This is a genomic window from Betaproteobacteria bacterium (genome assembly GCA_009377585.1).
GTDB lineage: Bacteria > Pseudomonadota > Gammaproteobacteria > Burkholderiales > WYBJ01 > WYBJ01.
The window spans coordinates 1-15,615 of record WHTS01000129.1; the positions used below are offsets into that span (position 1 = coordinate 1).

The following is a 15,615-nucleotide window of genomic DNA, read 5'->3' on the forward strand; positions in this document are numbered from 1 at the left end:
GCTACAGTTTGCCCGGCTGACTCCGAACGCGTCGGGCAAGCTCATGCAGGTAGCGCCGGCGCCACTTGAATACCATGTTGTTGTTCAAGCCATGGCGTAGTGCCACGCCCGACATTGATGCTCCCGGTGCGAGCGTCTCCTCATGGCGCACCTCCAACTGGAAGTATAGGACACTATTTACGCAGGAATCATTAAACATGTCATCTGCGTACGTCGGGGCGTGAGCATAAGCCACTCCCGAGCTGCGTTCGTCGCGCCCTTACGTGCCTCCCGCGTGAGCGCTACGGTCGCGACCGACGCTGCCCGTTGCCGCGATCAAAGGCAGCGCCGGGCCTCGTCGCAGCGCGCGTAGTTGCGATGCTCGCGCCAGTCCGGCGATGTCTTCCTTGGGCGCCGGCTGCTCGAAGAACTGCAAGTCGTACTGTTTGATCACCTTGCACAGTTCGAGCGACGTGCCGGCGTTCGCCGGCCACGCTCAGTGGACCTTGATCTGCGCCGAGCGGATGACATTCGCCCAGCGCGCGATTTCGCGGTTGATGAAGGCAGCAAACTCGGTCGGGCTGCTGCCCACCACCTCTGCCCCCTCTTTCTCAAGCGCCTGCCGGACTGCCGGCATCCGCAGCACCGAGACGATCTCGCGATTGAGCTGCGCGATTACGGCAGGCGGTGTCCGCGCAGGCGCGACGATGCCGTTCCACGATGCCGCCTCGAAAGGCGGGAGGCCCGCTTCAGTCACCGTCGGAACGGTCGGCACCATCGCCAAGCGCTTCGGCGACGTAATCGCCAGGATCCGCAGCTTGCCAGAGCGCTGGAGCGGCGAGCCCGACACCACTGTGGTGAGAACGACGTCGACGTCGCCGGTCAGCGTCGCCATCAGCGCTGGAGCCCCACCCTTGTACGGCACGTGCAGCATGCGGGCGCCGCTGTTGAGGAGCAGCGCTTCGATCGCGAGATGGGCGCCGCTACCCGGGCCCGGCGACGAATACGAGAGCGCCCCTGGGTTCGCTTTGGCTGCCGCGATAAGGGCCTGCAGATTCGAAAATCGCGAATCTGCGGCCGCCGCGATGATGTAGGGCTGCGAAGCAATCTGGCTGATTGGCGCGAAGTCCTTCACGGAATCGTAAGGGAGGTCCCTGCGCAGCGTGGGTAAGATGCTGAAGGGCGTGGAGGCCAGGAGTAGCGTATAGCCGTCGGGCGTTGCGCGCGCAACGAGCTCCGTGCCGAGGGCGGTGCCGGCGCCGGGTCGGTTGTCGACCACAATCCGTGTGCCGGTCGTCGTGCCAAGCGCCTGCTGCACTGAGCGCGCCGACAAGCTGGTTGAGCCGCCGGGCTGATAGGGAACGATCAGGCGGATGGGACGGGTAGGGAACCGATCGGCGGCGAGCGCCTCAAGCGATACGGATACCGCGCCGGACAGCGCCAGCGATGCCAGCAGCACGCTACGTGCGACGAACCTCATATGTTTCCTTTCCGGTCGTAGTGCAGCGCTCGTTGTAAGCGTCGACTGCCGATCCCGTACGGCCGCTTGCGGAACTGCTCGGTGTCACTCCTCACCGTGTCTTCCTTTGCGGTATCGCACCGATCGAGGCACAAGCGCCCAAGCGTGCGCTTTACCACGCCGGGATGACCGGGTCTCCCTTGATTACGGTCCGGTGCATCACGCGGCGGTAATTCGTGTCGATCTCGGTGCGGTAATGCATGCAGCACTGGTTGTCCCACAGCACGAGATCGCCTACGCGCCATTGATGCGTCCATGCATACTTCGGCTGCGTGGCGTGCGCCCACAGTTTGTCGAGCAGCGCTTCGCTTTCTGCATCAGCCATGCCGATGATGTGGTTTGACGGCCACACGCGGCGACGGCCCAGGTATAGCGCAGGTTTACGCGTAACGGGATGGATCCGTACAAGCGGATGCACGGGCCCTTCCACTTCGTCCAATGTTTTCGGCAGGTTTGCGCCCGGGCGCAGCACTCCAGCGCTGTTGCGGCTGGAATCGTGCCGCTGATACTTGCCCCTGATCGCATTCTTTAGGTCGTCCGCCAGTTCCTCATAAGCGAGATACTGGTTGTTGAAAGACGTCTCGCCCCCACCGCCCGTCGGCGGAATCTCAAGTGCGTACAGCATGCTTCCCGCCGGCGGCACCTCCACGTAGGAGTTGTCGCTGTGCCACACGACTTCATAGCTGCCGAGGCCGCCGTTATGCTTCACCGGGTTTCCGTTCTCATCGAGATTGGATATCACGCTGATGCTGTGATGGCGCGCATCAATCCGGTGGTCCTTCACGCCCCTGCCGGCCGCCAGGTAGTACTTGCGCCCGCCTGTTTCCTGCACACCGCCGAAAATCTCTGCGGCCGCGACGAGCTGGTCGTCATCGATGTCCTGGCCTCGAAACAGCAGCACGCCGTGATCGGCCCAAGCTTTTCGGAGTGCTGCACCGACATCGTCAGGCGCCGCAAGCGCCAAATTCACACCGCGAATTTCCGCGCCGACCGCGGCGCCCGTCGGGATGACCTCTAAAGCGGCGAGCGTATTTTCGAGGCGCGAGCTTTGCTGAACCTGCGCTGTAGCTGCTGACATTGCTGATCCTCCTTATACCGTCGAATGAACCGGCGTCGCTGCCGAACTGAAACCGCTGCGGCTTTTCAGCCGCAGGCCCGTACATGTGCGCCGATTATTATCGGCCGCAAACGCGTCGTCAACGAGTCCTGGCATTATGGACCATAGCGATCGCTTATAGTCAGACGATCGCCGTCGGGGCGGAAGCGAGTCGCAGTATGCGGATCTTGCATTGCAGTCTCCAGTCGGATGGCGATTGAATCAGGGCATGTAAAACCCACCGGTGACGTCGATGATGGCACCGGTTATGAACGAGGCCTCGTCTGAGACGAGAAACGAAACCGCGGCAGCCACGTCCTCGCCGTAGCCTACACGGCCAGCGGGCGTGCGCGCGATGTACTGCCGATCGACCTCGGACTCGTCCGCGAAGGTCGCCGCCATGGCGGTCTTGATGCGTCTCGGGGATACGCAATTGACCGTTATTCCGTCCGCACCGACCTCACCGGCGAGCACACGCGAGAAGCCGATCAGCCCGGCTTTCGAGGCGGCGTAGCAAGCGCTGCCGAATCCGGTGTACATGCGGCCCGACTGCGAGGCCATGTTGACGCTACGCCCCCAGCGGTGGCGCTTCATGAGCCCGATTGCCGCACGCGAGATTAGAAAAGCCCTAGTCAGATTGAGGGCGAGTGTGCGTTCCCAATCCGGCTGCGGCATCTCTTCCAACGCGCATGCTGCGGCCCGCGAATCGAGGGGCGATGCCGGCGTTGTTGACGGCCCCATCGAGCAGGCGCGCGACGATGTCGGTGCCGCCGCCTGGGGAAAAGGGAACGATGATGCGGATCGGCTTGCTTGGCCACGTCTGTCCATACGACAGCGGCGCCGTCATGAGAACGGTGACGACGAACGCAGCTTGCAGCAGGAAGTTCATTTCGCTCCCTCCATGTTCATGCGTGCCCGATCATCTGCGGCGCTGCGCTCGAATACTCGCATAGAAATGCGTCAAGCCCATAGCCTTACGCGCGAAGACTTCCGCGACCTGTGCCGGCACATCGGCTGCGTTGACGCCGTGACAGGAGGTTTTCTAGAATCGCTTACGCGAATCGCGTAGGGACACGGCTGCCGCCGCCGTGCCAGCGGAGATCGGTCGGGCCATGCTCTACGTCGTTGAAATGGATTTCGTCGAGCCCAGCCGACAAGCCGAATGGGATGCCTGGTACCTCGAGCATCTGCATGTTCTTCTATCTGTCCCTGGATTTCATACCGCCCAGCGGTTCGTTTGTCTGAGCCCTTGGCGTGCGCCGTGGCTCGCAATCTACACCGTAGACTCTCCGGAGGTGTTCGAAAGCGCGCCGTACCGTGCGCGCGGTGGACGGGATTCGACCGGCGAATGGAAGCCGCTCATGCGCAATTGGGACCGGAATGTCTTCGATGGCCTCGAGCGCGCGCCCGCGGTGGGGGTCGACCAAGCATTACTGTTGGCGGACGCCGAGCCTGCTCTAGTGCACGCGCTTGATGTTGGCTTCTGCTGGCTCGAAGCCGTCGGGCTCGATCGGACGGTGACACGCCGCGGGCTTGCCGTCGTCGACGCGGCGCTTGGCAGCCGCCTCGCGCTGGCGCGAATGGATGCAGTGCGCGCATATCGTCCGCTGATGCCACAACTCGATTTCTCAACCCCCGACCCGCGGCATAGCGGAGCGCACACGTGAGCGCGATCCTCAGCCTACACCATCCGGCACGCGCGGCTGCGTTCTATCGTGCGGGCTGGTGGCGTGACGCTACGCTGTACGCATTGCTCGCGGCGAACGCTCGGGCAATCCCGGATCGGCCCGCGCTGCGCGACAGTGGACGCCGCCTCAGTTGGCGCGAATTGGACGGATGGGTGGAAGCGATCGCGCGCGATCTGCATGCAGCCGGACTGCGCACCGGCGACCGCGTGTCCGTGTGGCTGCCGAATCGGGCCGAGACGATAGCCGTGACTTTGGCCTGTTCGCGCAACGGCTACGTCTGTAATCCCTCGTTGCATCAGAGCTACACGGTCGCCGAGGTGGTTGCGCTGCTCGAGCGCACCGGCAGCGCTGCCTTGTTCACGCAACCCGGCTTCGGAGCGGACGCGGACAGCGCGGACATCTTCTCGCGAATCGCCGGGCTCGGTTCGATTCGTCGCGTCTACCGCGCGAGGCCCATCGCGCAGTCGGGGACGGATCCCGCGCATGCGCTGGATCTCAGGTCCACCGCGCCGCTTCCGGAGCCTTGCAGGGACGCGGACAAGATCGTGCTGCTCGCATTCACCTCGGGCACGACCGGTGAGCCCAAGGGCGTCATGCATTCGGACAACACCCTGCTCGCCAATGCGCGCGCGATGGCAGCGGACTGGCGCCACGACCACGATATCGTGCTCTTGAGCATGAGCCCGCTGACGCATGCCATCGGCACCATCGCGATGGCGCAGGCACTCGTGAGCGGCTTCGAGCTCGTCGTCAACGATCTACCGGCGGACTGCGACGCGCTGGCGTGGATCCAGCGCACGGGCGCGACTTACGTCATGGGCGTTCCGACGCACGCGATCGACATCCTCGAGGCCGCGCGCATCCGCGATGTACACCGGCTGGGGGCGGTGAAGGTATTCTACATGGGCGGTTCGGCCATTCCGCGTGAGACGGTACGTGCGCTGCTCGCGATGAGTGTCACGCCGCAAAGCGTGTATGGAATGACCGAGAACGGTGCCCACCAGTACACACTTCCGGACGACGATGCCGAAACCATCGCCGAGACCTGCGGACGCGCCTGCGCCGGCTACGAGGTGCGTGTATTCGATGCGGACGATCCCGATCGCGAATTGCCCACCGGACAGATCGGCGAGATCGGCGGGCGTGGCGCCTGCCTCATGCTCGGCTACTTCGACGATCAGCGCGCGACCGAACAGTCGTTCAACCGCGACGGCTGGTTCATGTCCGGCGACCTCGGCATTCTCGATACGCAGGGCCGGCTTCGAGTCGTCGGCCGCAAGAAGGACATCATCATTCGCGGCGGGCGTAACATCCATCCGGCCCGCATCGAGGATCTCGCGCGGGCGCATCCTGCCGTGCTGAAGGCGGCGGCGTTCCCGGTCGCCGACGAGCGCCTGGGCGAGCGCGTGTGTATCGGCGTGGTGCTGCGCGCCGGACAATCGCTCGCGCCCGAGGAGTTGTTGCTGCATCTGACAACGCGCGGATTGTCGAAGTACGACCTGCCCGAGTACTACGTCTCGCTCGATGCGCTGCCGCTCACGGCGAGCGGAAAGGTCCTCAAGCGCGCCTTGGTCGAGCAGGTGGCCGGGGGACGGCTGCGGCCGCAAGCCGTGCGGCCGGCCAACCGGGCACGCTGAGCGGCCAAACCTCGCCCGCCGAGCTCGCCAGACCCGTGCAAGAAGCCGCCATCATTCCCGCACAAGCGGGAGTCCAAAACGGCACTTCGCCTGCACCCGCGCGTTCGCGAGGACGAACTTCTGACCCCGGACCAGGGGTGCCGGCCGCATGCATCAGTTTGATGTCCGCGCCCGCGCTGAAAAAGCGGCCGCTTGCGCGAAACACGAGCGCCGCGCAAGCCGGCAGTGTGGCCGCCCGCTCGAGCAATTCGCGCAGCTCGGCCACGTCGTCGAAGCCCATCGCGTTCGCGGGCGGGCGCGCCATGTCGACCACGAATACTCCTGGGACATCGGCTGTAACGAACTCGAACATCGGCGCGATCGCTCCTTGCTCCAAACGCGTCCACTCAATACACGGCGCTCCCGGGACTGTCAATCGATGCACGAGTGGTGTGCTCGCCGCGCGTTGACAGCGCCTGGGGCTTGCGCTCCAATCGATGGACGAGACGCTATCGAGCCCGCGTATGGGTCCGAAAGGCGAGGTCGGCATTGAATACGCGCGCACACTGGTCGAGCGAGCTCGATTCGAGCTACCTCGACTGGCCATTCCTGGATGACAGCCACCGCCAGCTCGCACGCGACCTGGCGCACTGGGCGGACGAGAACCTGGACGCATCGGCGAGCGCCGAAGACGATGCCGAGCGAACGGTGATCGACCTCGTGCGCCGGCTCGGCGCGGGCGGGTGGCTGCGCTACGTCGTGCCGAGTGCGCTGGGCGGTGTTACCCCACGGCTCGACGTTCGCAGCTTGTGCCTCATCCGCGAGGTTCTTGCGCGTCACGCCGGGCTGGCCGATTTTGCGTTCGCGATGCAAGGTCTGGGCAGCGGCGCCATCACCTTGTTCGGAACGCCTGAGCAGCAGCAGCGTTACTTGCCGGCTGTCGCCCGCGGCGATCGGATCGCCGCCTTTGCGCTCTCGGAGCCGGGGGCAGGATCGGATGTCGCCGCACTTTCCATGGCCGCACGTCGCGATGGCGGCCGATTCGTTCTCGACGGCATAAAGACCTGGATTTCGAACGCGGGGATCGCGGCGCAGTACCTCGTGTTTGCCCGCACCGGAGAGCAGCCGGGCGCCAAAGGATTGTCGGCGTTCGTCGTCGATGCGCATACGCCGGGCCTCAGCGTGACGGAGCGCATCGAAGTGATAGCGCCACACCCGCTGGGCACATTGCGATTCGACAACTGCCGCGTACCGGTCGCCAATCTGCTGGGGAAGACCGGCGACGGCTTCCGCATCGCGATGGCGACACTCGACGTGTTCCGCGCAACCGTCGGGGCTGCGGCACTCGGCTTCGCGCGCCGTGCGCTGGCCGAGACACTCGGACACGTGCGGAACCGAACGCTTTTCGGCGGCCGACTCTCCGACATGCAAGCCACGCGCATGCGCGTGAGTGAAATGGCACTGGAGGTCGATGCCGCCGCATTGCTCGTGTACCGTGCCGCGTGGGCGAAGGATCGAGGCGCAGAGCGTGTGACGCGGGAGGCGTCCATGGCAAAGCTCTATGCGACCGAAGCCGCCCAGCGCGTGATCGATTCGGCGGTGCAGCTATTCGGCGGTCTCGGCGTGACTTCCGGGAGCGCCGTGGAGCGCCTCTATCGGGAGATCCGGCCGTTGCGCATTTACGAGGGTACGAGCGAGATTCAGAAGCTCATCATCGCCAATCAGATAGCTCGCTAGAAAAGCCGAGAGACCGATCGACGCTCGATGAACGGATCGGAGTGAAGCCCGGTTCTACCGTATCCATCTCGAATCCTGCGAGTTAGGCGCGTAGAACCGATTACCGCCGCGCCGGCTTGCCGAGCAGGCTGTCCGCGATGATGTTGCGCTGAATTTGATTGGTGCCTTCGACGATCTGCAGGACCTTGGCATCCCTGAAATAACGCTGGATCGGGAACTCAGCCGAGACGCCGGCTGCTCCGAAGAGCTGGACGGCATTGGTGGCAACGCGCATCGCGTTGTCGGTGGACAAGCACTTGGCCATCGCCGCTATCGGCGCGAGCTCCCGGCCGCTCGCGCCGGAATCGACGAGCGCGGCAGCGCGGTACATCAGCTGGCGCGCGGCCTCGGTCTCGATCGCCATGTCGGCCACCATCCAGCGAAGACCCTGGAAGTCACTCACGGTCTGTCCGAATGCACGGCGGTTCTGGATGAACTCGATCGCGTGATCCAGGGCGCCCTGCGCAAGGCCGACGCCGCGCGCCGCAATGATCGGGCGCGACTGGTTGAATGCTTCCATTACGACCTTGAACCCCTGACTGGGGTCGGAGCCGAGCAAATCCTCGTTGGGGACGAACACACCGTCGAGAAACAGCGGGCACGATGGGACGCCACGGGCGCCCATCTTGTCCTCCTTGCGGCCGACGACGAAGCCGCTCGCGCCTTGCTTCACGATGAAAAGCCCGATCGTCGGCTTGCGGGTCCCGCCTTCGAGCTTTGCAGCGACCAAAATGAAATCCGCGACCGGCGCGTTGGTGCACCAGATCTTGGCGCCGTCCAGACGGTAGCCACCGGCAACACGTGTGGCCCGCGTCGTGATCCCCTGCACGTCGGAACCGCTCTGCGGCTCGGTGGTGGAAAACGCAGCGCGCAGTGCACCGCTCGCAAGCCCGGGAAGGTACCGATCCTTTTGCGCCTGGGTGCCTCCGGTGAGGATGGCACCGAATGGCAACCACTGCACGACCAGCAGATAAGCCGTGTTGTAGCAAACGCGCCCGAGTTCTTCCACCGCGATGCAGGCAGACAGCATGCTGCCGCTGCCGCCATACTGTGGTGGGAAGGGCAGTGTAAAAAGCCCGAGCTCCTTCAGCAGCTGGAACATGTCGGCGGGATACTCGGCGTCGCGATCGATCGCGCTCGCGCGCGCGGCCACCTTCTCACGGGCCACGCGCCGAATGAGATCCTGGATCTGCCGCTGTTCGTCCGTCAGGCTGTAGCTCATGGTGCAGCGAGGCAGTTGCGAGTGCAAGCTCGCATGGAGGGTCGCAACTATTGAGCAGTGTCGGTGGCCATTCGATGATTCGGCTGGGGTGGCCTTCGCCCATTGCTAGGGCGACTACGACATTGGTGTCAAGCACCCAGACGCATTGCGTTTGCGCGCCGCTCGCACGGCGTTGATTTCGGCTGGATCTCTTGTTGGCGCGGCCATTTGGGTCACCCAACTTCGAAAGCCTCGATGTGCCAGACATCGAGCATGCTCGAACCGGCCGTCTCAGACCTTGGGTGAGTCTAGCAGAGACAGGTCATTCGCCCGAGTCGGCCTTTCACCAGGGTGAGGCATGCGACTGCCCGGCGCAAGTGGTTCGCCGTAGCAATGCTTTGTCCAGCGGCCAATGCAGTATCTCATCATGTATCAATCGCTTAGAGCGAAACGATCCGGGCCGTCCGTAGAGCGGGGATTTGCTCGGCTCGCCGCGGGCACGCCACTTCATCGACGCCACCTTATCCCCGGTGCGTATCCGGTAGTGGATCACGCACCCCGTGGCCGTCGCGCGTCAGCTCTATCTGGCCCAGTAAGCCGGCCAGAGAGTCCTTTAGCGACTCGCGGTCAGCGTACTCCAACGACGGATCGGCCAATCCGGACCGGAGCGTCCGAACGTCGGCTGCCGAAATCGCCCCCACCTCCTGAAGGCAGCAAACCCCTATGATCGATCACGGCTCGCGAAATGCTCGTAGTGTTGTCGTGTTCTCCAGGCTTCGGGATGAGTGCGGTGCGGTGGTAACGCGGCCCTCGACCGTGATTCGATGTGAACCGATCCGGAATTCGCGCAGCGGTTCAGTCGCTACTGCGGCTCGATGCCGGCCGCCTTCACCGCCATGGCCCAGCGCTCGACCTCGCGCTTGTAGAACTGCGCGTACTCGGCCGGCGTGTTGGGATCGACGTGCATGTAAGTGCGGCGCAGATGTTCCTGCGCCTTCGGCGTCTTCAGGTACTGGTTGATCGCATCGCTCCACGCCTTGAGGATGGCGGGCGGAAGCTTGTCCGGGCCGTGCACGCCATACCAGACGCTCGCTTCGAGGTCGGGTATGCCCGATTCTTTCATCGTCGGCAGGTCGGGCAGGTAGGGGACTCGCTTCGCGCTGGTCACGGCGAGCGCACGCAGCTTTCCAGCCTTGATGTGCGCTATGACATTGCCCGGAACGTTGAAGTGGACCATCGTCTGACCGCCCATCAGGCCGGCGATCGCCGGGTTGCCGCCCTTGTACGGCACGGCAATCAGGTCGACCCCGGCCATGTGCTTAAATAGCTCCAGCGCCAGGTGGTTCGTGCTGCCCACCCCCGATGTCGCCGCCGGGATCTTCCCCGGGCGCGCTTTGGCGAGCTTGATCACTTCCTGCACCGATTTCGCCTCGAAGTTCGGATTCACCACCATGAGCAGCGGAGTGACTCCGACGAGCGCGACTGGCGTCAGGTCAGCTACCGGGTCGAAGCGCAGGCTCTTGTACATGCTCGGCATGATCGCGATCGCCGAGCTGTTGATGAGCATGGTGTAACCGTCCGGCTCGGCACGTGCCACGAGCTCGGTGCCGATCGTCGTGCCCGCACCGGGACGGTTGTCGACGATCACCTGCCGGCCCCAGATCTCGGTGACGCCGGCGGCCAGCGCGCGCCCCACGAGGTCCACGGATCCGCCGGGGGTATAGGGATTGACGAGTCGCACCGGACGCGCCGGGAATTCGGCCTGCGCCGCGGCGGCTGCGCCGCCGCCCAATGCCGTCGCTGCTGCGAGGAGAATCGCCTGTGCGATCCCGGGAGATTGGAAACTGGTCGTCATCACGCCTCCATCCAATGTACGCGGTGCACCGGGGTGCCCTCCCCGATGCGTTCGGTGCGCCGTCCAGGCGCTGCGAAGGCCCGTCAGACGCAACCTGCCCGGACTGTACCAGTTCTGCGTCCAGAGAGCGCCGCATTATACCGATTGCTTGCCTGTGGACGTTGCGGCGTGACGCGTTCTGCACGGACCGCGTACGAGAGTGTGCGTATGCCAGCCGAACACAAGCTATTCTTGCGGACCACAGGCCTGCAGTGATGCCAAGGGATTGTCGGCATCGATCCCGGCCAGTACGATAAACATGAGCATGGCGAGGTGGGCAAGCTCGTGCGCAATTTGATCCTGCATCTCCAGAGCAACCATGAAACCTGCGCGCGCACCGGCTATACGCAATCGAAGCAGATCCTCGCGCTGTGCCGCTCGCATTACACGCCTGCGCACAACGGCACGCAGGCGGACATGCACATCGGCACGGCATCCGGTGCGCATTTCGCGAGCACCTACAAGGCCCAGCACGCCCACGAGATCAGCAGTTTTCTCGATGCTGCGGATCATGTTGCCGAGCAGGAGCTCGCGATCAGGGACGGCCTGCTGCACGTGCCCGAAGGTCCGGGCATCGGGCTCACGCTGGATGCGGGGAAGCTCGCGCGCTACCGAATCGACAAGTAGGCGCTCGGCCGATGCGTAGTTCTTGAAACGAAGCTACGTGGCGGCGTCGCCGAGCCATGAGAACGCGCGCTTCGCTCTTGGCCGATCATTCGCCAAACGGGCGCTCGCGCCGAATAGAAGATGGAAGGAGGGGTGCTCAACGCGCGCGAGCGCATCGACCTGCTGGTCGATCCTGGCTCGTTCATCGAATCGGGGCGCTTCGCCGCGTCGGCGCGCCCCGAGGACAAGGCTACGACGCCGGCGGACGGCAAGGTCGCGGGGTTCGGGCGGGTCGGCGGCCGCAACATCGCCGTGATGTCGAACGATTTCACGGTGAAAGGCGCGTCGAGCGCGAACATCGACATCAAGAAGCTGAAGCACATGAAGGCGGTCGTGCGCAAGCGCGGCATTCCGATGGTGTTCCCGGGCGCATCGACCGGGGCGCGCATGCCGGACGTCATGGGTGCGGATTCGATCGGGTCGAAGGACGATCCCATCGAATACCAGCACCTGCGCGAATCGCCCTGGGTGGCGGCAGCGCTCGGTTACTGCTACGGCTCGTCCGCGTGGTATTCGTCGATGTCCGACTTCTGCGTCTTCGGACTGTTCCAGCTGCGCTGCCAAGCCACGTAAGATTGTTCGACATCTGGAGCCGGCACGCTGATGAACCGCGGCCACACCGGCGCCATGTTTCCGGGAGCTCGGCGCCTCAATCACCCGCGCCGTCGTTATCTGCGTCGTCTCGAGCGGGTGTCGATGACACCCGCTCTCAACTTTACTTGACCTTGAGCCCTGCGGCCTCCGCTACTTTGCCCCAGCGCGTGTACTCGCTCTTGATGAACGCCGCGAATTTCTCCGGGCCCGCTGGCGCCGCGGTGAGGCCGGCGGCGTCGAGGCGCTTCTTGACCTCGGGGTCCTCCACCGCGCGGATGACTTCGGTGCCTATTCTGCTGACGATCTGCTTCGGCGTCTTGGCCGGCAGAACCACGCCGTACCACCCCGTCACCTCCATTTCGGGATACCCCGCTTCAGCGGAAGTGGGGACGTCAGGATACGCCGGCACGCGTTTAGGGCCGGTGACCGCAAGCGCTCGCAGCTTGCCGCTCTGCACGTGGCCCATCGGTCCGGCGGGCGCGGCGAAAAGCATCCCGATATTGCCGCCGAGGAGATCCAGGAGCGCAGGGGAGGCGCCTTTGTATGGAACGTGCAGTACCTCGGCACCGGTGACCATCTTGAACAGCACGACGGCGAGCTGCGCTGCAGACGACGAAGAGCCGAAGGCCAACTGGCCCGGCTTCTTCTTGGCGAGCGCCGCCAGATCTTTGACCGTCTTTACCGGCAGCGAAGGATGAACAATAAGGACGTACGGCTGGGCGGTGCCCTGCGCAGCCGCAGCAAAATCCTTGATCGGATCGTAACCGACTTTACGGTAGAGGTGAGGATTGATCGCGAGCGTGCCGATAAATCCCAGGACGATGGTGTGTCCGTCAGCCGCTGCCTGGGCTCCAAGTGCCGTTCCGATGCTGCCTTGCGCCCCTGGCCGGTTGTCGACGACCACCTGCTGGCCTAGCGCCTCGCTGAGCTTGGGCTGGATGCTGCGTGCGAACGTGTCGGTACCGCCGCCAGGCGGGAACGGTACGATGAAGCGGATCGGCTTTGATGGGAACTCCTGCGCATGGGCTGCGGCGAATAGACAGCCCAGCGCAACCGCTGCTGCCAGCGCGCGTTTCAGTTTCATATTGCCATCCTCCCCGCTTAACGTATGTTAGCCGGTTTCCGCAGAAACACGCCGACGATGCGCGGCTCTGCATCCGCCAGTGGATACACCATAGACGGCGGATTGTGGCGAGTCAATGCCGATCAGTGGGCTCGGCGTTCATACGATGTCATTTCATGCGCATCAGCCTCAGCGCGTTTTCTGAGAGTATCTGCTGCTCGATGAGCTTTGGCCAATTCCACGAGCGATAAGCGCTTACCATTTCGGGAAGCGGTTTGAACGGATACGCGGTTCCGAACAGCGTGCGATCCTGAAAGAAATTTACCGCCGCCTGCGCATAAAGCTGGGCACCCGGCAGCGGAGGCAGCAGATATTGATCGGGGGAAATCCAAATATTCGGACGGGTGAAGGCAACGCCGATCATTTCCATCACCCATGGCCAGGCGGCGTGGGCTACATGTATGGCAAGCTTGGGAAAATCGAGCGCCACCCGGTAGAGCTGAATCGGCGTGCCATATTCGACGGGGCGGCCTTCGCTCGCCTGCAGGATCGCGCTGAGAGTGATGCTTATCGGTATGTCACGTTGTTGGCAGTCGTCGTAGAGCGGGTACAGTCGTTTGTCATCGGTGCCCGTAAAGCCCGGCGCGATCGATGGCTCGAGAGAAACGCCCTTGAACCCACGTCGGCCGGTGGATTCCGCGACTTCGGCGAGAATCTGCTCCATGGGCTGTGTTACGTCGATGCCGGCCCACGCCACGAAACGATCAGGGTAGCGGGAAATCCAGTCAGCAAGCTCCGTGTTCGGGACTGACCCGAGACCGCCCGACGATTGACGGCCCATTACCACGCCGAGTTCGATACCGGCCGCGTCCATCTCGCGCAGGAGAAGATCGGGGGATCGAGCGTCAGCCGAAGGCGCTCGAGGATAATCGGCATGGGACGTTGAGCTTTTTGCGCCCGGCTTGAACAACGGTGTATCGAGGAGGCTGGGAAGCGGCGGCCGCAGACGCATATCTACGATCATGTCGTGGCTCCTGGTGGTTACGCGTTTCTGTCGGAACGTCGGCGCATCATGTCACAATTATCGATCGATCAGGTTGCTCGCTGCTCAACACCGCCGCCGCCCTCTTGCCGCACGACGCGGACGGAAACAAAGGAGCTCTCCCATGAAACACATAACAATCTATCGCGCACTCTCTTTCGCTGTTTTCTGGATTTTCCCTGGTGCCCCCGCACATGCCCAGAATTATCCGAACAAGCCCATTCGCCTCATTGTCCCGTATCCGGCGGGCGGACCGGTCGATGTGATCGCTCGTCTCATCGGCCCCAAACTCACAAGAGAGATCGGGCAGCAGCTAATCGTCGATAACCGCGGCGGCGCGAACGGCATCATCGGAGTTCAGCTCGCGGCTGCAGATGCACCGAACGGTTATACCTTGCTCATGGCGTCGACCAGCACTCATTCGATCAATCCGCTGATCTACAAAAAACTGCCTTACGACTCGTACCGGGATTTTGCACCGGTCGGCATGCTGGCGATCCGGCCTTACGTTCTGGTGGTACACCCTTCCCTACCCGTCAAAAGCGTAAAAGAATTGATCGCTTTGGCCGCATCCAAACCAGGCGAGCTTACGTATGCCTCAGGTGGAGGCGTCGGCAGCGGCAATCATCTTGCCGGAGAGTTGTTCAAGACCGCCGCAGGCGTAGACATACTGCACGTCCCCTATAAGGGTGGGGCGCCGGCCTTGAATGATCTGCTTGGCGGCCAAGTCGCCATCTTTTTCGCCCCCATTCCAATCGCGTTGGGGCACGTGCAGGCAGGCAAGTTGAAAGCGCTCGCTGTTACCGGAGCAGTGCGCGCCCCGGTGACACCTAACCTGCCCACGATGTCCGAGGCGGGCCTTCCCGGATTCGAATTCAGCATATGGGATGGTGTCGTCGCGCCCGCGCAAACTTCAAAGGAAATCATCACGAGGCTCAACTCGGCTCTCGTCAGGATTTTGCAGACGCCGGACATCAGGGAAAAGTTTTCAGCGATCGGTGCGGAGGCCACCAGCAGCACGCCTGAGCAGCTCGCTGCCTGGATGAAGAACGACGCCGCCAAATGGGCTGAAACGTTACACGCCGCTGGTGTGCGCGCGCAATAATCGGGCGAACCCGTCGACCGAAATGGTTCAGGGCACCGGCTCTGCCGTGGGGCTACGAGGCATGGAGAGAAGAGTCCCCGGCCGACCCGCCGCGGGGGATGCACGCCGTATATAGCAGGTTCGAAAAGGACGGTCCGATTGCACAACGGCTACCTCGACAATACCCCGTACAGCGCGACGACAGTGACGGGGTCGCTGCTCGCCATAGCGCACCGCGCACCGCACTCAACTGCGCTTCAGCGCGAACGGGAATGCACGACATTCGCAGAGCTGGTAGAGCTCGGCGAGCACGTTGCGGCCGGCCTGGCCGCGCAGGGGATTTCTCGCGGTGACCGTGTCGCAGTGTGGCTGCCAAACTGCGCGGAGTGGCTTGCCC

At 63.6% G+C, this 15,615-nt stretch carries 14 protein-coding genes and 1 pseudogene; 7 read left to right on the top strand and 8 right to left on the bottom strand.

Annotated features, from left to right (window positions below; translation table 11 throughout):
• Positions 1–52 precede the first annotated feature (52 nt).
• From GEV05_26220 to GEV05_26235, 4 genes and pseudogenes are all read right to left on the bottom strand, one after another.
• Positions 53–139 (bottom strand): annotated as a pseudogene (locus tag GEV05_26220) (transposase).
• Positions 140–475: 336 nt separating this feature from the next.
• Positions 476–1,459 (bottom strand): tripartite tricarboxylate transporter substrate binding protein, encoded by a 984-nt coding sequence (locus GEV05_26225; GenBank protein ID MPZ46816.1) that lies wholly within the window; start codon positions 1,457–1,459, stop codon positions 476–478.
• Positions 1,460–1,610: 151 nt separating this feature from the next.
• Positions 1,611–2,576 (bottom strand): TauD/TfdA family dioxygenase, encoded by a 966-nt coding sequence (locus GEV05_26230; GenBank protein MPZ46817.1) that lies wholly within the window; start codon positions 2,574–2,576, stop codon positions 1,611–1,613.
• Positions 2,577–2,816: 240 nt separating this feature from the next.
• Complete coding sequence (locus GEV05_26235; GenBank protein ID MPZ46818.1) at positions 2,817–3,422, bottom strand: SDR family oxidoreductase; 606 nt, start codon at positions 3,420–3,422, stop codon at positions 2,817–2,819.
• 533 nt (positions 3,423–3,955) lie between these two features.
• On the opposite strand from GEV05_26235, the gene GEV05_26240 reads away from it, so the two are divergent.
• The 3 genes from GEV05_26240 (at position 3,956) to GEV05_26250 (ending at position 7,635) form a co-directional block, all read left to right on the top strand.
• Complete coding sequence (locus GEV05_26240) at positions 3,956–4,261, top strand: hypothetical protein (GenBank protein ID MPZ46819.1); 306 nt, start codon at positions 3,956–3,958, stop codon at positions 4,259–4,261.
• Positions 4,258–5,919: an AMP-binding protein gene (locus tag GEV05_26245; GenBank protein ID MPZ46820.1), complete on the top strand. Its 1,662-nt coding sequence runs from the start codon at positions 4,258–4,260 to the stop codon at positions 5,917–5,919. The genes GEV05_26240 and GEV05_26245 overlap by 4 nt, the downstream gene beginning before the upstream one ends.
• 528 nt (positions 5,920–6,447) lie before the next feature.
• Positions 6,448–7,635 carry an acyl-CoA dehydrogenase gene (locus GEV05_26250; protein MPZ46821.1) on the top strand — a complete coding sequence of 396 codons (1,188 nt, stop codon included), beginning with the start codon at positions 6,448–6,450 and terminating at the stop codon, positions 7,633–7,635.
• A 100-nt stretch (positions 7,636–7,735) separates the two neighbouring features.
• On the opposite strand, the gene GEV05_26255 is transcribed toward GEV05_26250, so the two are convergent.
• Together GEV05_26255 and GEV05_26260 are read right to left on the bottom strand one after the other, a co-directional pair.
• Positions 7,736–8,896, bottom strand: a complete 1,161-nt coding sequence (locus GEV05_26255) for an acyl-CoA dehydrogenase (GenBank protein MPZ46822.1) — start codon at positions 8,894–8,896, stop codon at positions 7,736–7,738.
• 841 nt (positions 8,897–9,737) lie between these two features.
• Entirely contained in the window at positions 9,738–10,730 is a 993-nt protein-coding gene (locus tag GEV05_26260; protein MPZ46823.1) for a tripartite tricarboxylate transporter substrate binding protein, read from the bottom strand.
• Positions 10,731–10,994: 264 nt separating this feature from the next.
• Between GEV05_26260 and GEV05_26265 the strand changes: the two genes are divergently transcribed.
• Complete coding sequence (locus GEV05_26265) at positions 10,995–11,396, top strand: hypothetical protein (protein MPZ46824.1); 402 nt, start codon at positions 10,995–10,997, stop codon at positions 11,394–11,396.
• 120 nt (positions 11,397–11,516) lie between these two features.
• On the top strand, positions 11,517–12,008 hold the full coding sequence (locus tag GEV05_26270) for a hypothetical protein (protein ID MPZ46825.1): 492 nt from the start codon (positions 11,517–11,519) through the stop codon (positions 12,006–12,008).
• Between the two features lie 142 nt (positions 12,009–12,150).
• Here GEV05_26270 and GEV05_26275 read toward each other — a convergent pair whose 3' ends face one another.
• The gene (locus tag GEV05_26275) at positions 12,151–13,113 is read right to left on the bottom strand and encodes a tripartite tricarboxylate transporter substrate binding protein (protein ID MPZ46826.1); all 963 of its coding nucleotides are present in this window, start codon (positions 13,111–13,113) and stop codon (positions 12,151–12,153) included.
• Positions 13,114–13,261: 148 nt separating this feature from the next.
• A complete protein-coding gene (locus tag GEV05_26280; protein MPZ46827.1) occupies positions 13,262–14,116 on the bottom strand; it encodes an amidohydrolase family protein in 855 nt (284 codons plus the stop codon).
• On the opposite strand from GEV05_26280, the gene GEV05_26285 reads away from it, so the two are divergent.
• Positions 14,115–15,239, top strand: coding sequence for a tripartite tricarboxylate transporter substrate binding protein (locus tag GEV05_26285; protein MPZ46828.1), 1,125 nt, complete (start codon positions 14,115–14,117; stop codon positions 15,237–15,239). The genes GEV05_26280 and GEV05_26285 overlap by 2 nt on opposite strands.
• Before the next feature lie 111 nt (positions 15,240–15,350).
• A partial coding sequence (locus tag GEV05_26290) for an AMP-binding protein (protein ID MPZ46829.1) occupies positions 15,351–15,615 on the top strand: 265 nt, incomplete at its 3' end.